An 18,020-nucleotide genomic window follows, 5' to 3' on the forward strand; every position below is an offset into this window, starting at 1 on the left:
GGGGAGAGCCCCTTACCTGCGATGATAAAGCAGCCAGTCGGGAATAAAAAGCAGACTGCGGATGGCCCAGGAGAACGGGGCCGGGAAATCGGTCCGGAAGCGTTTTTTTTGCATCGCGGCTAGCACCCGGCCGGCGGCATCCTCCGGATCCATCAGCATCGGCATTTTAAAGCTGTTTTTTTCTGTTAGCCGGGTCTTGATGAAGCCGGGATTGACCAGGCGTACTGTCACATCCGTTTTCCGCAGGTCAAACCGCATGGTTTCCGCCAAACTAACAAGCGCCGACTTACTGGCACCGTATCCTATTGATGCCGGCAGCCCGTGGTATCCAGCCAGCGAACCGATCAGGGTTATATCGCCACAGTCTTCTTCCACAAAACGGGGAACTACCTCGCCCAGAACACGCAGAGCACCGGTAAAGTTCACCTCCAGCATCTGCTGGGCCTTCTCGCTGTTCCAGTCTTGAGTGCGCATGGGGTCATAGACGCCAGCGCAATAAATCAGACCGTCCAGGTGGGGAATGCCTGCCGCGGCCTGCCGGACGTTGTCCTCGTCAGTTACGTCCAGCTGCAGTATGCGAGAACCGGGCAGACTGCGTGTCAGGCTTTGCAATCGCTCAACGCTGCGCGCTGACAGAATGAGATGCACGCCTTCTGCATGCAACGCGCTGGCCAATGCTCTGCCGAGCCCTTCGCTGGCACCGACGAGCCAATAGGTTTTGCCTTCAAGGGCGGTCATTGGCGGGCCTTGGCAATGTTGTTGCTGTCGGAGATCAGGGCCTTCGGCGCGGGCTGCCGTCTAAGGAATGGCGCCTGTTTCATGGTGAGGATTGCCGCCTGCCAATAAATCAGCGCCAGTACCCGGGCCGCGCCCAGCGGGCGCCGCAAGGCGGCGCGCAGCAGGCTGGCACTGTTAGCCGGACTGCGGCGTCCTCTCAGAGTCGCCAGCACGCCCTGACTGCCATTTTCATATGCAATGCGGATGCTGATATCGCTTTCGCCAAGGTGAAAGTTGAACCGGTAGAAACCTTCAACTTTCTGAAAAGGCGAGACATGCATCAGCTTTTCCGCGATTAGTTGATCTGATCTGCGGATCGGGCGGAAATCTTCGTGCGCGCAAAAATAGCAATGGCGACCCCCAAATGTATTGTTGACTTCAGCGACAAAGGCACAAGGCTGGCCGCCGCGCAGGGCAATCCAGAAGCTGACCGGGTTGAAGTTAAACCAAAGGAAGCTGGGCTGCGTTAGGAGCAGCAGCTGAGTGCCTTGCAAAGGAACATCCCGGGCCGCCAGCACCTCGCGGAACCAGGCTAGTCCTCGCCCTTTTCCTCGGCGGCCGCCATGGTGGCGGTCCCAAAGCGACCAGAGATTGAATCGGTTCCGGGAGAGCAGCCGCGGACAGGGGGCGCTGAAGTCTGTAAGCACGAAATCCACCCCGTAGGTGAACGCGTTGTTAAGCGTACCCCGGCGTGCGTGAAAGGTTTCAGCTTGGATGTGATCCAGTGTCATAGGGTGAATACGTGCGGCGTTTGCCGTTGGTTCACCTGGTGTTCAGTCAAAAGCGTAAAAGGCGGGAAATATTTCTCCCGCTGAATATGATCCGGTTGCAGAGTGGGGACGTATCCTTTGGACATTGCACCAAAAACGGGATATTCATGTTCGATCAGTCCAGTATTGCGCGCAAGAAGATTGCCATCGCCGGCGGTGGTGTTTCCGGCTTGGCAGCGGCTTATTACCTGTCTCCTTTCCACGATGTGACCCTGTATGAGGCCGCGCCGCGGCTGGGCGGCCACGCCCGCACCATACTGGCAGGGCGGAACGGTGATCGGCCTGTAGATACCGGCTTCATAGTGTTTAATTACGCGACTTATCCCTACCTGACCCGGCTTTTCAGTGAACTGGATGTGCCGGTGATCAAGAGTGAAATGAGCTTCGGGGCCAGTATCAACGACGGTTGGCTGGAATATGGTCTGAACACGCTGGGTGCGCTGACGGCTCAAAAGGGCAACCTGATGCGGCCGCAGTTCTACAAGATGATCCTGGATATCTTGCGGTTCGGCAATCAGGCAGAGGCCGCAGCCCGCGATGACAGCAAGACCATCGGCGCACTTGTAGAAGAATTGCGCCTGGGACGCTGGTTCCGCGATCATTACCTGATGCCTATGTGCGGCGCGATCTGGTCGACACCAGTGACAGAAGTTGATCAGTTTCCGGCAAAATCCCTAGTGCGGTTCTTCCGTAATCATGCGCTTTTGGCCGGAACGGGCAAGCATCAGTGGTGGACAGTGAAGGGCGGAAGCATTGAATATGTCCGCCGGCTGGAGACTGCACTTGCTGCACGCGGCGTCAGCATTCGTACCGGCACGCCGGTTCGGCAGGTGTGGCGCGGCCGTCAAACGGTGACCGTTGCGGCGGAAGGGCTGCTCCCTCAGCACTTTGATGAGCTGATCCTGGCTTGTCACTCAGATCAGTCACTGGCGCTGCTGGGGAAAGATGCCACCCCGGCAGAGGCAGAGGCGCTGGGCAGCATCAGGTATCAGCGGAACCGTGCAGTGCTGCACTGCGATCCGCACCAGATGCCGAAACGCCGGGAGTGCTGGTCAAGCTGGGCTTACCGGTCTCAAGACGGTGCCATCGGGGTCACCTACTGGATGAACCGGCTGCAAAACATCCCCGAGAACGATCCGCTGTTTGTGACCTTGAACCCGTCGAGCGAAATTCCTGCAGAGTCTATCTATGACCAGACCGATTTCGCTCATCCGGTTTTCGACCTGGCAGCTTTGCGGGCGCAGGAGCGTATCCGCGCTTTGCAGGGCCAGAACCGCACCTGGTTTGCTGGCGCTTGGAACCGGCATGGATTTCATGAGGACGGCATCGCCAGCGCCATGCGCATCGTGCGCAGCCTGACCAGTCAGCCCCAACCAGAAGGATTGGAACATGCGTTTCACCAGCAAGGCACTGAAAACGAAATTTCTGTCCAGCTGCGAACAGCTTCGTGAAGGCCGGCTGATCCTGCGCACGCCAGAGGGAGAGCGGTACCATTTCGGAACTTCCGGCCCTGAGGCTGAGATGGCGATCCGAGACTGGTCAGTGGTTCCGGCGCTGGCTGCACATGGCCAGGTTGGTCTGGGCGAAACTTATGTAGAAGGCCTGTGGGATACGCCGTCGATCGAAACGCTGATGTCGGTTGCGATGCGCAACCGCGATAGCCTTGCGGCCTACGATCAGGCAAGCCCGCTGAACCGCGCCCGGTTCCGGCTGGCAGACACCCTCATGCGTGCCAATTCACGGCGCGGCGCGCGGCGCAATATCCGTGCGCATTATGATGTCGGGAATGAGTTTTATGCGCTTTGGCTGGACGAGGGGATGACGTACTCCTCGGCCCTGTTTGATGTGCCCGACAGTGATCTCGTCCGTGCCCAAGCCCGCAAGAACGCCCGTATCTTGTCGCGGCTGGGCAGCGGCGGACAGGTTCTGGAGATCGGATGCGGCTGGGGCGGCTTTGCGGAACAAGCGGCGCAGGAGGGCCGTGACGTAACTGGTATCACAATTTCTCGCAATCAGCACAGCTATGCTGATGCCCGCCTGGATGGCCGCGCCGACATCAGGCTGTGCGATTACCGCGATATTGAAGGCACTTACGACAACATTGTCTCAATCGAAATGATTGAGGCGGTTGGGGCACGGTACTGGCCCAGTTACTTTGCGGTGCTGAAGCAGAAGCTGGCCGGCGACGGGCGGGCAGTGCTTCAGGCCATCACGGTTCAGGACAGTTTCTTCCACACCTACCGGACCTCTTCCGACTATATTCGGCAGTATGTGTTTCCCGGCGGGATGCTTCTCTCCGACGGTGTAATCCGCACTCAGGCGCAACAGGCCGGGCTGCAAGTGCGCAACAGCTATGCATTTGGCCAGGATTACGCCCGTACCTGTCGGATTTGGGCCGCACGGCTTGGGGCGCTGAAGCCGCGCGTCCTGGCGATGGGCTACGGTGAGGCCTTCTGCCGCAACTGGCAGTATTATCTGGAGATTTGCGCTGCCTCCTTTGCTTTGGGGCACACCAATGTCGTGCAGGTGGAGATCGAACATGCCCCGATTCATACGTAACCGCCTGACTGCAGTGGCGCTGGCGGGGGAGTGATGGTCTATCCGCGTGTCAGCCTTTTTGCGCTGATGCTGGCCGCGGCCGGCATCCCGCTGTATATCCATTTGCCGCGGTTTGCCTCGGTCAATCTTGGCATCGATTTGGCCGCTGCCGGCGGGCTTCTGCTTGCGGTTCGGATAGTGGACCTTGTGCAGGATCCCGCCTTCGGCTGGGCCATCGATCGATGGCCGCGATTGCAGGGTGTTTTTGCGCTGGCTGCAGCAGCCGGGCTGGCGGCGGGATTCCCGCTGTTGTTCAGGATAGCGCCGGAACCACAGGCCGCGCTGCGGCTGGCGGCGGTTTTGGTGCTGCTATTTTCTTCTTACAGCCTTGGTATGATCCTCCTCTATGGTCGCTCCGCAGCACTGGCCAACCAGCCGAACGCTGCATCAATGACGGATCTGGCCGCCTGGCGCGAGGCAGGGATGCTCGCTGGTGTGACCGTTGCTGCCGCGGCGCCTTCCGCGTTTGCCGCACTGGGTGCTGACAATCAGGGGTACCCGGCCTTCGGCTTGTTTTTGGGTGGGATCGCCTTGGCGGCAGGACTTGCGTCGCTGCCGCTGTGGCGGCGTCCGGCTCCTGCGGCGCGGCAGCTGTCTCTGGCCGGGCTGCAGCAGGCTGGTGCCTTGAGGCTGCTGATACTTGCACTGGTTAATGCGCTGCCTGTGGCCGTCACCTCGACCCTGTTTCTGTTTTTCACCGAGGACCGTCTGCAACTGGCTGGTATGGCTGGGCCGCTGCTGATCCTGTTCTTTCTGAGCGCAGGCCTAAGTGTGCCAGTCTGGGCTGCCCTCAGCCGCCGTGCCGGGGCCAAGGCCACCTTGCTGATGGCGATGCCGCTGGCCATCCTCAGCTTTGCCGGGGCGGCACAGCTTGCCCCAGGCAATCTTGCAGGTTTTGCTGTGATCTGCGTAGCCTCCGGTGCCGCGCTGGGGGCGGATATGGTTCTGTTGCCTGCCATGTTTTCCATCGCCTTGGCCCGTGCCGGCCTCAAGGCTTCACTGGCTTTCGGCATCTGGTCCTTTGCGGGCAAGCTGGCGCTGGCACTGGCGGCCTTTGCGACACTTCCGCTGCTAGAGCGCAGCGGCTTTTCACCCGGTGCTGCCAACAGCGCATCTGCTCTTGCGACACTCAATATCTTCTATGCCGTTGTGCCTTGCGTCTTGAAACTGGGCGCTTTCGCGCTGGTTCTGGCGCTTCCCACGGAGGGAAAAACCGCATGAAACTTCTTGCTGCAATCCTGCTGATCGCCATGGTCGCGGTTCTTACCAAATCCCTGGTCTTCAGCTTTCGCGCCCAATCCCCTGCCGATTATGCGGCTTCCGGGCCGGAGTTCACGCTTAAAACCCATCTTTCCGGAGAGATATTGTCGGAAGGGCTGATTTTTGGCCCTGACGGCCGGATGAAGAACAGCTTCACTGCCCGGATGTTTGGGGAATGGGATGGAAACACAGGAACGCTGAGCGAAGAGTTCATCTACTCCAATGGCCGAAACCAAAGCCGCAAATGGTTCCTGACATTGGGGGAGGGAAACAGCTTTACGGCGACCGCTGAGGATATCGTGGGCGAAGCACGGGGAGTGGTTTCCGGCTCCACTGTGCGAATGGAGTATGAAATTATCCTGCCAGAGGAGTCCGGCGGGCACCGGCTGAAAGCGACAGATTGGCTGTACCTGACGCAAAGCGGGGTCATTCTGAACAAGTCGGAAATGCACAAGTTCGGCATCAAGGTTGCGGAGCTGGTCGCCACGATGCGTCCGGCAGACAGGTAGGGTATTAAGCTGCATCACATTGCCAGCCCTTGCGCCAGGCTGAGAAGAAGCCATCCAAATTGCAATCAGCGCCGGATCAGCTTGCCAAAGCTTAAAGGCACATACCGCTATGATTTGCCCGCGCTTCGCCCTGCTTCGAAGGCGGGGCTAGGGTGGGGGCGAAGGCGGCAGCGCTTGAATATGAAAATCAGGCCGGTAGCGGGCGGGCCTAATAAGCTGTCAAGGCCGCAACCGGTTCGGGCGTTCTGTCAGCTTCCTTTGGGCAGAACCGGTGCAGTTTTTTCCAGTGACAGCTCAGCATCCGAGAACTTCCATGGTCCGCGCACGCCTTTCACGCCCTCCGGTTCAATCACCATGCCGCGGAATTGAACCTGCGGGTCGTTGAAGGCTTCCCCGATCGAGTTTATCGGCCCCGCCGGGACCGTGGCCGCTTCGAGCGCGGCCAGAAGGTCCGCCGAAACCCAGCTTTCGAGAGACCGTTCCAACTCAGCTGTCAGCGCCTGACGGTTCGCAACCCGCAATCCATTGCTGGCGTAATCCGGCACTTGCAGCAAATCCGGCCGCTCAATCACTTTGCAGAAACGCTGAAATTGCCCGTCATTCCCAACCGCCAGAATGATGTGGCCGTCAGCGGTCGGCAAAACCTGGTAGGGTGAGATATTGGGGTGGTCGTTACCCTTGCGCATGGGGCTTTCGCCGGTGGCCAGGTAGTTCATCGCCTGGTTTGCCAGCATCGCTGTAGCGCAATCCAGCAGGGACATGTCCAGATGCTGCCCCTTTCCAGTGCGGTGCCTCTGCTCCACGGCCGCCAGAATACCGATGGTGCCATACAGGCCAGTCACAACGTCAGTCACCGCTACACCGACTTTTTGCGGCTGCTGGCCGGGCTCTCCGGTGATGGACATCAGACCGGACAGGCCCTGAATCAGAAAGTCGTATCCTGCACGCTCCGCATAAGGGCCGTCCTGGCCAAACCCAGTAATTGAGCAGTATATCAGGCGCGGGTTCAGCTCCTTCAAGCTGCTGTAATCGAGACCGTATTTCGCAAGCCCGCCAACTTTGAAATTCTCGATCAGGATGTCGGCGCCGCGGATCAGCTCCAGTACCCTGCTGCGGCCCTCCTCTGTGCGGAAATCCGCGGTAACACAGGTTTTGCCGCGGTTTGCAGAATAGTAGTAAGCGGCCGTCTTGTCGCCATCCCGTTCGATAAAGGGCGGGCCCCAGCTGCGGGTGTCGTCGCCGCTTTCCGCTTCCACCTTGATGACCTCGGCACCAAGATCGGCAAGCGACTGGCCAATCCAGGGGCCGGCAAGAATTCGGGCAAGTTCGACAACTTTCAGGCCTTTGAGAGGAGACATGCGGGTGTCCTTTTGTTTACGGCCCAATGCGGCCCGCGCGGTTTACAGATAGGGCGGAGTGCAGGCAGAAATGACTTCGGCTGGGCAGTCTGAAATATTGCGGAACCGATGCGGCTCCCGGCTATTGAACAGGTAGGCATCGCCAGCTTTCAGTACCCGGATCTCGCTGCCGACAGTGACTTCAAGCTCACCTGAGATCACGATGCCGCCTTCGTGGGCATCGTGCTCAATCATTGAATCGCCGGTATCGGCCCCGGCTTCGTACCGTTCGTGCAGGATTTGCAGCCCATGGGCTTTGGCGTCGCCAACCTGCTTGATGGCAATCCTGCGGCACGACGGATCGTTGTCCTGAAAAAGCAAGCTCGTCAGATCGCGCAATTCGGACGGGGTGAAAAACGGCTGATGGTTTATCGCGGCTTCCGGTTCAAAAAATTCTGACATGCTCATCCCGAGGCCGCCCAGAATTTTGCGCAAGGAAGCCACGGATGGGCTGCTTTTGTTGGTTTCTATCATCGAAATTTGGCCGTGCGGCACACCCGCAGCATCTGCCAGCTGCCTTTGCGATAGGCCAAACTGCGTTCTTAAGGCCCTCAGGCGGGCACCCACGTCAAATTCTGGCGCCATCCTCGCAACTCCATCGCTACTTGGCTGCTGTCTGCACGAATCCTGAGATCCTTCTCACTTGTCACTACCAGTGTTCAAAATATTGAGCAATATGGGAGGCGAAGCCTTTGCTGAATGGCTCAATGGTATCATAAGCCAAGGTGCCCAAGGCCGTTAACCAACAGTGCTGCGCCCTTCGATTTGCGGGGAAACCTTGACAATGATCGCCGAGCCTTTCGCTGGGGCTCCACTGCTGCCGCGCCAGAATTCTTACCGGAGCTGAGTGCAAACTGCTTCCTGATATTCAGGCTGCCCCAGGATATGCCTGTGCTGGGTGCGTTCAAGTGATCCGTGAAAACAGGTCTCACTGTTTCTGTGACCGCACGGCGGTTAAAAGGAGAGCACCGCTTCGCTTTCCGCTCAGAACCGGTCGGGGAACAGGGCCGCAGAGCGCGCGGCGAAAGCCTGAAATGAAGGCGATCCAGCCGGTGCACCAGAAGACACCCGCAGCAGCAATCAAGTTATCAGAAATTGCTGGAAAGAAGGGAACTGCCAGCCGGATCCAGACCGTGAGCCAGATCAGAACTGCCCCGGTGGTAAATCCAGCACGGGCGCGCAGGATGCCGTCGTCGGACTGGGCGCCCGCCCGGCCGGCGATGGCCATGATCAGCCCCGACATGGCGCCGATCGTGATGGCATGAACGGCAGCAGACAAAGGATAGTCCAACAGTCCCAGCCCGGTGGCGCGCGCTGCCAACACGCCAAGGGGCAGCCAGAGCCAAGCCAGGTGAAGCGCTGCCAGCAGCGGGTTTGAAAGCGCGGCGACCGTTCTCCAGCCCAGCGTGGACCAGAGCATGGCTATGGCCGCTGCGATCAAAACACCATTTGCGGCCGTGGCGGCTCCGGCCATTTGCATTGCCAGCGCGAATGCCAGCAGACCCTGCGAAACAGCCCTTATCTGCGGGCGTTCCCGGACCTGTGCCTTTCTGCCGCCTGACAACTCCAGCCAATTGCGAGTGAAAGCCGGGATCGCCCGCGCCCCTACACTGAACAGAAGGAGTGCCAGGCCGGTCACGGCAGTTTGCGCAAGGGCCAGGCTGCTCCAGACATTTTCGGCGGCGGCATTTGCGAGGAAAACAGTCTCCGCCAGGCCCAGCGCCAAAACTGCGGCGGCAAACCCCAGTTTGCGAAATGCCCGGGCAGCGGTCAGTTCGAGCAGTAGATACCCGGCAAGGGCAAGAAAAAACGCAGCGTTCAAGAGCAGGAGGGCAGCAAGCGGCACCGCCGCAGATATTGCTGTTGCGGCGCGGGCCAGCAGCCAGAGGGAAACCAAAATCTTCAGGCCGGTGCCGCGCAAAGGCGAGCGTCCTGTCCAGCCCGGCAGCGCCGTCAGGAGATAGCCGCCGATTGCGGCGGGCGCAAAGCCAAAGAGCAGCTCGTGCACGTGCCATAACACGGCAGGCTCCAGACCCGGCTCCGGCAGCCCCAGTTTCACTCCCAGCGGCCACCAGGCGACCGTCAGAAGCGCCCACAGAAATGCCGAAAGAAACAGCGGCCGGTATGGGGCCTGCCAGAACGCGCTGAAGCCCCGGCCGCGGATCACGAAGGTGCCGGGTCAGCGGACCAGGACACGCCGCTGGGTCCGGTCAGGAAACCGTCGCTCAGGCGGGCTTGCGGGAATGTCTCCTGCACTTCTGCGGCAATGGCGCCAGGGGGTAAGGCGCCATGCAGCCGGTCGCGGTAGATCTGGCAAAGCCGGGTAAAGCCCTGTGACTGCGGCGACAGGCGCAGGGCGGAAACACCTGCATCTGCCAGTGCCTCAATCTGGTAATCGGCGCAGGCATAGCTGTGCGATAGGGTCTGAACCCCATTCATCGCCATGAAGGGCTGTTCTTCCAGCGTGCGCACGTCGAGCCCGTCCGGGTCATCCTCGCAGGCGAATTGGCAATTGTCCTTGGTCCGCTTGTGAAGCCGGGCATGGTAGCAGCGCCCGGAGATCGCCAGCGGCAGCCGCCCGTGCCCCCAGACTTCGATGGCAACGCCCATTTCCCTGCCAGCGCGGGTGAGTGTCTCAACCGACGCAAGCGGCAGCTCCGGCGGCAGGCAGACCCGGGTGGCCCCAAGCGATGCCAGCCAGGCCAACGTGCCCTCGTTATAGACATTGACCAGCGGGCCGACGTGAAAACTCATGCCCTTGGGCAGATGCGCCAGCGCCGTCAGGTCGTTGATCTCAACCGGCACACCCATCGCGGCAAGGTCGGCCGTCAGCTTGCGCTCGCGTTTGAGCGTGACAAGGGCAAGGCTGGTCAGCACGGCTTCCTTGCCCGCTTCCGCCAGCAAGGCCAGCGCCTCAGGTATGCGGTCCTGGTAAAAAGGCAGGCGTTTGGAGCAAACCAGTTCGCCTAGAACAACGCGGTCAACAGGGGCCTTGGCCAAAGCGCCGTAAAACGCGCTCCAGCTTTCGGCCGGCCAGAAGAATTGGTTCGGCCCGACGGTCAATTCCATGTTGTTATCTCCAGGTTTTCTTATAGGCGCCGGTGGTCATCGCCTGGCCCTCGGACAGCCGCGCCAGCATGCCCTGCGGCAGCGGCTGGCCAGCCTCCAGCGCATCAACGGCAGCGCGGAAGTTGCGCACGACCTGCGCCACGTAGGATTTCGAACGCTGACGCCCTTCGATCTTCAGCGCGGTGACACCGGCCTTTTGCAGCTGAGGGATCAGCTGCTCTGCGTTGAGGCTGACCGGGTCTTCAAACAGGTGGCCGGTCTGACTGCCCGCCGAGAAGCAGCCCTTGCACAGGGTCGGATAGGGCGCAGGCTCATCCTTTGCCACACGGTGGATGGTAAATCCGCCCAGCCTGGCATCCAGCGCGCCATCGTCGTCGCTGTACTCCACATGGCTGGCGGGAGAGCAGACTCCGTTCATGTTGGGCGACAGCCCGGTCGCATAGGACGAAAGCGAACAGCGCCCTTCGGCCATTACGCACAATCCGCCAAAGACAAAGACCTCGGTTTCCACCTCTGTTTCTGCGTTGATGGCCGCGATTTCCGGCACAGAGAGGACGCGCGGCAGAACCACCCGTTTTACGCCGAATGTGCTGGCATAAAAATTGATGATGTCGGCATTGGCGGCTGCGGCCTGTACCGAAAGATGCAGCCGCAGGTCTGGTTGGCTGCGCGCGGCGTAGTTCAGCAACCCAGGGTCCGCCAGGATCACGGCATCCGCGCCGGATTGCGCGGCGTCGTCAATGGCGCGGTGCCATAGGGGCTGATCGCCTGCGCGGGGGAATGTGTTGATCGCCACCAGAACCTTGGCGCCGTGATAGTGGGCAAAACCCACGCCTTCGCGCATTTCTGCGCGATCGAAATTGAGGCCCGGGAAATTGCGCGCGTTGGTTTCGTCGTTGAAGCCGCAGTAGACCGTATGCGCCCCGGCCTTGACAGCGGCCCGCAGGGCTGCAGGCGTGCCTGCCGGGCAGACGATTTCCATCACCATGCTGTTTCCTCCTCCGGCCGGGCCAGGGGAACGCCTGTGCGCCTCTCGGCAAAGGCAACGGCCCGCAACAGAAACCGGGCAAACGGTCCGGACATGGCGGCGATTTCCTGCGAGATGTCCAGCTCGGCGTCGTCCACTGCATTGCGCAACGCCAGCGCCGCCGCGGTATCGCCCTCAATCACCAGGTCCCGCGAAAAAAACAGTGCGTCTCCGTCATAGGTTCCGTGAACCAGGCCTAGCAGTGCTGCCAGCGGTCCGGATATCCTGGCGTCGCCGTCACAGCTGCCGCGCAGCGCACGGACTTTCGGCTGGCCCGCGTTGGGATCAAGGCAAAGAAGAACGGGCAGATCGGTTGGGTCCAGGACAAACCGTTTGCGGCTGTGCTCGCCCAGGCGGCGGAACAGGCCCGGGTGGCGCTTGGCGATCCGCCGGGAACAGGCCGTGAGCGAAAGCGAAACGGGGACAAGGGGTACGACGCGCAGCAAGCGCGCTAGGGCTGCCGGACAAATTGGGATCTGTGGCTGGGCGTGTGGCAAAAATATATCCTTCCCTCCGGTGGCTTCGACTGCAGTGGGTTTATGGCCCTGCACGCGGCCAGAGTTTGACGGCGGACAAATTCGCGGCGGGAAACTTTGCTAGGGATCGGTGTAAACCAGCACTGGAGCGGTCCAATTCGCACACTTCCGCCATATCCCAGCCTTCGCCATTTCCTCGATTGGTGCGCTTCAGCCGGGCAGTTCCAGAAGGTCGGCGACCCGGTCTCTGTCCGGCATCAGATGACGGCGGTGCACCGGGCGGTGCTGGAGGCTGGCGGCCCGGTGCTGAAATTCGACCGCCCGGTGCTGGACGGCGGTCAGGTTTCGGACATCCCGGTGGTGGTGAACCTGTTCGGAACTGCTGAACGCGTGGCGGCCGGCCTTGGGGTGCCGCAGGAAGGTCTGGACGATCTGGGACGCTTTCTGGCGGCGCTCAGGTCACCGGCCCCGCCGGACGGGCTGCGCGATGCCTTGTCCCGCTGGCCCATGCTCAGGGCGGCGCTGGCCACCCGGCCGAAGACGGTGAAATCCGCCCCGGTTCAGGCCATCATCCGAGAAGGGCCGGATGCTGGCCTTGATGGCCTTCCGGTACAGACCCACTGGCCCGGGGACGCCGGGCCGCTGATCACCTGGCCCGTTGTGATAACCCGCCCCCACGGCAGCGCCCCGGAGGACGTCAACATCTACAATGCAGGGGTCTACCGGACCCAGATTCTGGATCGTTCGCGGCTGATCATGCGCTGGCTGCCGCATCGGGGCGGTGCTGCGCACCACCGCAGTTGGGTCAGGCAAGGGGAGCCGATGCCGGTTGCCGTGGTTCTGGGAGCAGATCCGGCAACGCTGCTGTCCGCAGCTCTTCCCCTGCCGGAAACGGTGTCGGAGCTGACTTTCGCCGGCGCTCTCAGCGGGGCGCGCCCGCGCCTGGTGCCCTGCAAGACCATACCGCTGATGGTGCCTGCCGATGCAGAGATCGTGCTGGAAGGCTGGGTGTCCGCCGCAAAGACCGCGCCCGAAGGCCCCTTTGGCGACCATACGGGCTATTACAATCCGGCGGAGCCCTTTCCCGTTATGCAAGTGAGCGCGGTGACGCATCGCGAATATCCTCTGTATCTCTCCACCTATACCGGCCGGCCGCCGGATGAGCCTGCCATCATCGGCGAGGTGTTCAACCGGCTGGCCCTGCCAACGGTGCAGGCGCAAATTCCCGAAGTCCGCGACCTGTGGCTGCCGCCCGCTGCATGCTCCTACCGCATTGCCATTGTCAGCATCGACAAACGCTACCCCGGTCAGGCCCGGCGGGTGATGATGGCGCTGTGGGGGATGCTGCCGCAATTCAGTTATACCAAAATGATGATCGCCGTGGATGCTGATACCGACCCGAGAAACTGGGATGATATCGCCTGGGTGCTGGCCACCCGCATGGACCCGTCCCGCGATGTCATGGTTCTGGAGAATACACCGATGGACTATCTCGACTTTGCTTCGCCGCAGCCGGGTCTAGCGGGCAAGATCGGCATCGACGCGACGACGAAAATCGGCAGCGAGACGACCCGGGAATGGGGGCAAGTCATGCGGGGGGATGCCAAGGATCAGGCCTTTGCCGCGGATCTGGTGGCCCGGCTGATGCCGGAGCTGACCGTATGAGCGGCCAGCGGGTTGTGCTGGGGGTGTCGGGCGCGTCCGGCGCCATGCTCAGCCTGGCAGTTGCGCGGCACTTGCAGAAGCAAGGCGTGGAGATTGATCTTGTGGCCAGTGCCGCTGCCGAACGGACCCTTGACCAGGAATGCGGCCCGGATGCCGTGAAAGCGCTCCGGAACCTGGCAGCGCGCAGCCACCCGGTGCATGACATCGGTGCAGCCATCGCATCAGGATCGGTTCCGGCGGCAGGAATGATCGTCGCGCCTTGTTCGATGCGTTCACTGGCCGCAATTGCGCACGGGCTTGATGATAACTTGCTGACGCGGGCTGCTGGCGTCCAGCTCAAGGAGCGCAGGCGGCTGGTTCTGCTCGCGCGCGAGACACCGCTGACTTTGGCTCACCTCCGGAACATGGCGGCGGTGACGGAAATGGGGGCCATTGTCATGCCGCCGGTTCCCGCATTTTATCTGGCGCATGACACCATCGAACAAGCTTCCCACCAGATTGCTGCCCGGGCGGTCGACATGTTGGCGTTGTCCGCGCCGCGTGCGCAGTCCTGGTCTCCATAGAGCGGAAGCGGTCGGAGTGCGGCGCAATGGGCTGCGCCAGCCGAACTCCCGCAGTCCCGGCTGCAACGAATGATGCTGGCAAGTGGAAAAACGGTCTAGCCAAGGTTGCCAACCCTCATAAACCGGCTTGAACTAATACAGCTGGAGCTCCTCCCTCATGACACCTTTTGCTGTTGCTGGTGTTCAAACGCACGTTGGCGCGTTGCACTCAAATGTTGAAGGGGTACGCTACCTGATTGAAATTCTGATGGCCCTTTTCACCGTATGAGGCGGGGATTTCGGCCGGCACTGAGTTTTGTGTGTTCGACGTGCCGGGGGCAGGCCGCTTCGGCATGTCGATCTGCTATAACTTCCCGTTCCCGAAAACCGCCCGCCAACTGACAAGCAAAGGCGTCGGAGTGCTGCTGCATCCGGTTCTGACAGGCACCACCGACCGGGATGCGGAACTCGCAATTGCTTGGGCAACTGCTGCGCAGTTCCAATGTTATGCCTCTGGCGTCTACGGGCCGGGTGCCGTCTGCAGGAAACCGGCCGCAAAGAGCTGAGGCAGGTTTTGAACTTGCGCTCGCGTAAGAAGACGTCGCCGTCAATCCGGGACTGCTACAGCGCCTCTCAGCTGCGTGCAGACCGGTGGAGCGCACCGTGGGAAGCGGCCGAGGGTCCGCCCCCCTATCGAACAATGCTGGGTCTTTGCGGGGAAAAAACGCTTTTGAGCATCTTCGCCGTGTGTGGCAAGATCAGCTGGGCGAGTTTGAAGCGGGCAACCCCGGTATCGGCTACCCCGGCAATCAGCGCCAGCCCTTGCGTTATTCTCCCGATCGCCGGTCACTGTTCAGTCTTGCCAAGGGGCTGACCCGCTCCATATTCAGCAGTGGCGCGCACGCAAGAATGCTGCATGGCACTGGGTTGAAAGTGCTGCGCTTCGTCTTCTTTTGATCCAGTCGATTGGGGCTGCCGCGGCGGCTCCCGAAGGGGGCGATGATGACACCATTTTCAGAAGTCTATTACTTCGGCGACAGCCTGACAGACGAAGGCAATGCCGTAGATATTCTGGCATCAGTCATTGAACCGGTTATCCTGTTGGATTTGATCGCCAGCTTTGGCGGGTTTCCTTCGTCGGAAGATCTGGAACAGCTTCGGACTGAAGCAAAAATTGTGGCCCGGCAGACAGTGATCGGCAGTTTCGGCGAGGTCGGACCAGAAGGCGCTGTGACCAATGCACTGACCCATGCCAGCTATGCTGCCGCACTCGGTGGCTTCAAGGTCGGGAACTACGCAGTGGCAACGGCAACAGCCTTGGGCGACGGCCCGCTGGAGGGCCTGATCGATCTCGAAGCGCAAGTTGAAGATTTTGAAAGGGATGCCGCCCGTGGCGTGCCGCCTGATTCTGCGGCGTTTTTTCTGATTGGCGGCAATGACTTCATTGATCTTCTGAGGACCGTAAAGGAACAGAATATCACCAACCCGGCTGAATTTCTGGCGCTTGCGTCGCCAGTAGTCGAGGCGTTGATTGCGCAGATTGTTTCCGCTGCCGAAACCACCAGCGCTGCAGGGGTTGGCACGGTTTTTCTGGCAACTCAGCCTGCCGATAGCTTCTATCCGGAGTTCGACACGCTCCCGCCCGAACAGGCAGGGTTTGCGGATCTGCTGGTCGACATGTTCAATGCCGGACTCGGCGGCAGAATTGCGGAACTTCGCAACGACGGTATCGATGCCAGGTCTGTTGACCTGTTCGCGGTTTCAAAAGCGGTTACCGAAGACCCGGAGGGGTTTGGCATACTCGCGGACCGGACAGACTACCTGATCGACGGAAGTGCGTTCGACAGCGACCAGGTTCTGGCGTGGGACGCCATTCATCCGGCGGAAACGGCGCATCAGGTTTGGGGGGCTTACGCTGAATTTGTCATGGGCGGCGGCACGACCGCGCTGTTGGATAACGGCGCTAACATCTTGAGCCCGGGGCCGGATGCCAACGCCGTTTTTGCGCTGGGCGGAGATGACACTGTAAGGGCTGGCCGCGGCAATGATGTCGTAGTCGGCGGCACGGGCGATGACGAACTCCATGGCGGCGGCGGCAAGGACATTCTGCTCGGCGGCAGCGGCAATGACATCGTGAAGGGCCGCAAAGGCAACGATATCCTCAGCGGCGGTGACGGCGCGGACGAGCTGCGCGGCGCTGCGGGCAGGGATGTCATCGTGGACGGACGCGGCGATGATACGGTTTTCGGCGGAGCGGGTAATGACACATTCATCTTCACGGAAACGGCACTCATTGGCGGCGGCGGACCTTCAAACGATGTGTTTCGAGGCGGCACAGGAGACGACACGCTTTATCTTGTTCTGGACGAGGCCAGTTACCTTGCTTTTGAGAGCGGTGGCGAAGATGGTGTTCTGAGCGAGCTTGGCATCACAGTGTTTGGCGTGGAGTTCATTCACGCCATCGCAAGCCGCAACAGCATCAGAACAGAGTTTGATGGCCTCGACTGGTTTCCCGCAGCGGATTACTGGGCGGCAGTTTCTGCACCGTCATCCAGCGACGCGCTGTTGTATTGACGCCAGGGCAGGCTTTGGACTTAACAAAAGCTCGGGCACGATCCCCGCCAGGGCAGGTGAACAGCCCTGGCTGGTTCCATAGGTTTGACCTATGATATGATGTGTATAATCGATTTTTCTTGCTCTGCATTTCTGTCAAACTGCCAGTCACTAAAAACCATAAGTCCAAAGCGTCTCGTCAGAAGGCGTCAAAAAGTGACATCAAGCCAACAGAGGAAATCCATGAAACAGAAAGCGTCATTTTTAACCGCTCTGGCCTTCACCATGACGGCAGCCACTGCCGGGCTGGCTGAAACAGAGCTGACCGTCTACACTGCGGTGGAGGCGGAAGACCTTGCGCGGTATGCAGAGACCTTCAATCAGAGCCATCCGGATATCAAGATCAACTGGGTGCGGGACTCTACCGGGATCATTACCGCCAAGCTGCTGGCAGAGCGGGACAATCCGCAGGCCGATGTGGTCTGGGGGCTAGCCGCAACTTCGCTCTTGCTGCTGAAGTCAGAAGGGATGCTGGAAGCCTATGCGCCGGCCGGGGTTGACGACCTCGACCCCAAATTTGTCGACGGCGACAACCCGCCAAGCTGGGTCGGCATGGACGCCTGGGTGGCCTCTGTCTGCTACAACACGGTGGAGGCAGAGAAACTGGGCCTGACACCGCCGGCATCCTGGAAGGATCTGACCGATCCCCAATACGCGGGTCATGTGATCATGCCGAACCCGAATTCTTCCGGCACCGGCTTCCTCGATGTCTCCAGCTGGCTGCAGATGTTTGGCGAGGAAGAGGGGTGGAAGTTCATGGACGCGCTGCACGAAAACATCGCGCGTTACACCCATTCCGGCTCCAAACCCTGCAAGCTGGCGGCATCTGGTGAAATCCCGATTGGCATTTCCTTTGCCTTCCGCGGGGCCAAGTCCAAGGCTGCAGGCGCACCGCTAGAGATTATTGTTCCGTCCGAAGGCGTCGGCTGGGACATGGAGGCAACCGCCATTGTGGCAGGTACCGCAAATCTGGAAGCGGCGCAGACGCTGGTTGATTTCACCGTCACCAAGGAAGCCAATGAAATGTACAACACCGGCTATGCGGTTGTCGCTTATCCGGGTGTCGCCAAACCGGTCGAATATTTCCCCGAAGGCCTTCTGGACGCTATGATCGACAATGACTTCGAATTCGCCGCCAACAACCGCGCCGCTATCCTGAAGGAATGGCAGGCCCGCTACGACGGCAAGTCGGAAGCGAAATGAGCCTTCAGGGGCGGAGGCCAGCCTTCGCCCCTTTCGCCTTTCTGTATCACATTGCCCCATGCCCTGAGCCATGCCGCCTGCTGAAAACAGCCAAGGCGCGGTGCCGGCATATGC

At 60.5% G+C, this 18,020-nt stretch carries 18 protein-coding genes; 10 read left to right on the plus strand and 8 right to left on the minus strand.

Translation table 11 applies throughout. The annotated features are described in order from the left end of the window. Positions 1-12: 12 nt before the first annotated feature. Both AC5STB_RS12655 and AC5STB_RS12660 read right to left on the minus strand, forming a co-directional pair. On the minus strand, positions 13-738 hold the full coding sequence (locus AC5STB_RS12655) for an SDR family NAD(P)-dependent oxidoreductase (protein ID WP_495443172.1): 726 nt from the start codon (positions 736-738) through the stop codon (positions 13-15). After that, positions 735-1,508: a DUF1365 domain-containing protein gene (locus tag AC5STB_RS12660; RefSeq protein WP_495443173.1), complete on the minus strand. Its 774-nt coding sequence runs from the start codon at positions 1,506-1,508 to the stop codon at positions 735-737. The genes AC5STB_RS12655 and AC5STB_RS12660 overlap by 4 nt, the downstream gene beginning before the upstream one ends. 146 nt (positions 1,509-1,654) lie before the next feature. Between AC5STB_RS12660 and AC5STB_RS12665 the strand changes: the two genes are divergently transcribed. The 4 genes from AC5STB_RS12665 to AC5STB_RS12680 are packed head-to-tail and all read left to right on the plus strand — an operon-like array spanning position 1,655 to position 5,914. Beyond that, positions 1,655-2,998 carry an NAD(P)/FAD-dependent oxidoreductase gene (locus tag AC5STB_RS12665; protein ID WP_495444599.1) on the plus strand — a complete coding sequence of 448 codons (1,344 nt, stop codon included), beginning with the start codon at positions 1,655-1,657 and terminating at the stop codon, positions 2,996-2,998. Beyond that, the gene (locus AC5STB_RS12670) at positions 2,937-4,106 is read left to right on the plus strand and encodes a class I SAM-dependent methyltransferase (RefSeq protein WP_495443174.1); all 1,170 of its coding nucleotides are present in this window, start codon (positions 2,937-2,939) and stop codon (positions 4,104-4,106) included. Before AC5STB_RS12665 ends, AC5STB_RS12670 begins: the two co-directional genes overlap by 62 nt. Positions 4,107-4,139: 33 nt before the next feature. Then, positions 4,140-5,366: an MFS transporter gene (locus AC5STB_RS12675; RefSeq protein ID WP_495443175.1), complete on the plus strand. Its 1,227-nt coding sequence runs from the start codon at positions 4,140-4,142 to the stop codon at positions 5,364-5,366. Continuing rightward, a complete protein-coding gene (locus AC5STB_RS12680; RefSeq protein ID WP_495443176.1) occupies positions 5,363-5,914 on the plus strand; it encodes a DUF3833 family protein in 552 nt (183 codons plus the stop codon). The genes AC5STB_RS12675 and AC5STB_RS12680 overlap by 4 nt, the downstream gene beginning before the upstream one ends. A 248-nt stretch (positions 5,915-6,162) precedes the next feature. On the opposite strand, the gene AC5STB_RS12685 is transcribed toward AC5STB_RS12680, so the two are convergent. From AC5STB_RS12685 to ubiT, 6 genes are all read right to left on the minus strand, one after another. Then, entirely contained in the window at positions 6,163-7,272 is a 1,110-nt protein-coding gene (locus tag AC5STB_RS12685; RefSeq protein ID WP_495443177.1) for a CaiB/BaiF CoA transferase family protein, read from the minus strand. 42 nt (positions 7,273-7,314) lie between these two features. Beyond that, complete coding sequence (locus AC5STB_RS12690; RefSeq protein WP_495443178.1) at positions 7,315-7,896, minus strand: cupin domain-containing protein; 582 nt, start codon at positions 7,894-7,896, stop codon at positions 7,315-7,317. A 343-nt stretch (positions 7,897-8,239) separates the two neighbouring features. Beyond that, positions 8,240-9,478 (minus strand): NnrS family protein, encoded by a 1,239-nt coding sequence (locus AC5STB_RS12695; protein ID WP_495443179.1) that lies wholly within the window; start codon positions 9,476-9,478, stop codon positions 8,240-8,242. After that, positions 9,475-10,380 carry a ubiquinone anaerobic biosynthesis protein UbiV gene (gene ubiV, locus AC5STB_RS12700; protein ID WP_495443180.1) on the minus strand — a complete coding sequence of 302 codons (906 nt, stop codon included), beginning with the start codon at positions 10,378-10,380 and terminating at the stop codon, positions 9,475-9,477. Before ubiV ends, AC5STB_RS12695 begins: the two co-directional genes overlap by 4 nt. Before the next feature lie 4 nt (positions 10,381-10,384). Next, on the minus strand, positions 10,385-11,362 hold the full coding sequence (gene ubiU / locus AC5STB_RS12705) for a ubiquinone anaerobic biosynthesis protein UbiU (RefSeq protein ID WP_495444600.1): 978 nt from the start codon (positions 11,360-11,362) through the stop codon (positions 10,385-10,387). Beyond that, positions 11,362-11,853, minus strand: coding sequence for a ubiquinone anaerobic biosynthesis accessory factor UbiT (ubiT, locus tag AC5STB_RS12710; protein WP_495443181.1), 492 nt, complete (start codon positions 11,851-11,853; stop codon positions 11,362-11,364). Before ubiT ends, ubiU begins: the two co-directional genes overlap by 1 nt. 186 nt (positions 11,854-12,039) lie before the next feature. Between ubiT and AC5STB_RS12715 the strand changes: the two genes are divergently transcribed. The 6 genes from AC5STB_RS12715 to AC5STB_RS12740 all read left to right on the plus strand — a co-directional run bounded on the left by AC5STB_RS12715 (position 12,040) and on the right by AC5STB_RS12740 (position 17,906). Further along, positions 12,040-13,548, plus strand: coding sequence for a UbiD family decarboxylase (locus AC5STB_RS12715; protein ID WP_495444601.1), 1,509 nt, complete (start codon positions 12,040-12,042; stop codon positions 13,546-13,548). Beyond that, positions 13,545-14,111 (plus strand): UbiX family flavin prenyltransferase, encoded by a 567-nt coding sequence (locus tag AC5STB_RS12720; RefSeq protein WP_495443182.1) that lies wholly within the window; start codon positions 13,545-13,547, stop codon positions 14,109-14,111. The genes AC5STB_RS12715 and AC5STB_RS12720 overlap by 4 nt, the downstream gene beginning before the upstream one ends. Positions 14,112-14,410: 299 nt before the next feature. Further along, the gene (locus AC5STB_RS12725) at positions 14,411-14,656 is read left to right on the plus strand and encodes a hypothetical protein (RefSeq protein WP_495443183.1); all 246 of its coding nucleotides are present in this window, start codon (positions 14,411-14,413) and stop codon (positions 14,654-14,656) included. Between the two features lie 145 nt (positions 14,657-14,801). Continuing rightward, positions 14,802-15,047, plus strand: a complete 246-nt coding sequence (locus tag AC5STB_RS12730) for a hypothetical protein (protein WP_495443184.1) — start codon at positions 14,802-14,804, stop codon at positions 15,045-15,047. Positions 15,048-15,092: 45 nt separating this feature from the next. Then, on the plus strand, positions 15,093-16,664 hold the full coding sequence (locus tag AC5STB_RS12735) for an SGNH/GDSL hydrolase family protein (protein WP_495443185.1): 1,572 nt from the start codon (positions 15,093-15,095) through the stop codon (positions 16,662-16,664). A gap of 222 nt (positions 16,665-16,886) precedes the next feature. Beyond that, complete coding sequence (locus AC5STB_RS12740; protein ID WP_495443186.1) at positions 16,887-17,906, plus strand: putative 2-aminoethylphosphonate ABC transporter substrate-binding protein; 1,020 nt, start codon at positions 16,887-16,889, stop codon at positions 17,904-17,906. Positions 17,907-18,020 lie beyond the last annotated feature (114 nt).

This window comes from Leisingera sp. CC-HEC093, from assembly GCF_059429195.1.

Coding starts and splice junctions, on each gene's coding strand:
- AC5STB_RS12665 (WP_495444599.1), top strand. CDS start 1,655: ATGTTCGATCAGTCCAGTATTGCGCGCAAGAAGATTGCCATCGCCGGC.
- AC5STB_RS12735 (WP_495443185.1), top strand. CDS start 15,093: ATGACACCATTTTCAGAAGTCTATTACTTCGGCGACAGCCTGACAGAC.
- AC5STB_RS12670 (WP_495443174.1), top strand. CDS start 2,937: ATGCGTTTCACCAGCAAGGCACTGAAAACGAAATTTCTGTCCAGCTGC.
- AC5STB_RS12655 (WP_495443172.1), bottom strand. CDS start 738: ATGACCGCCCTTGAAGGCAAAACCTATTGGCTCGTCGGTGCCAGCGAA.
- AC5STB_RS12685 (WP_495443177.1), bottom strand. CDS start 7,272: ATGTCTCCTCTCAAAGGCCTGAAAGTTGTCGAACTTGCCCGAATTCTT.
- AC5STB_RS12660 (WP_495443173.1), bottom strand. CDS start 1,508: ATGACACTGGATCACATCCAAGCTGAAACCTTTCACGCACGCCGGGGT.
- ubiV (WP_495443180.1), bottom strand. CDS start 10,380: ATGGAATTGACCGTCGGGCCGAACCAATTCTTCTGGCCGGCCGAAAGC.
- AC5STB_RS12680 (WP_495443176.1), top strand. CDS start 5,363: ATGAAACTTCTTGCTGCAATCCTGCTGATCGCCATGGTCGCGGTTCTT.
- AC5STB_RS12675 (WP_495443175.1), top strand. CDS start 4,140: ATGGTCTATCCGCGTGTCAGCCTTTTTGCGCTGATGCTGGCCGCGGCC.
- AC5STB_RS12740 (WP_495443186.1), top strand. CDS start 16,887: ATGAAACAGAAAGCGTCATTTTTAACCGCTCTGGCCTTCACCATGACG.
- ubiU (WP_495444600.1), bottom strand. CDS start 11,362: ATGGAAATCGTCTGCCCGGCAGGCACGCCTGCAGCCCTGCGGGCCGCT.
- AC5STB_RS12690 (WP_495443178.1), bottom strand. CDS start 7,896: ATGGCGCCAGAATTTGACGTGGGTGCCCGCCTGAGGGCCTTAAGAACG.
- AC5STB_RS12720 (WP_495443182.1), top strand. CDS start 13,545: ATGAGCGGCCAGCGGGTTGTGCTGGGGGTGTCGGGCGCGTCCGGCGCC.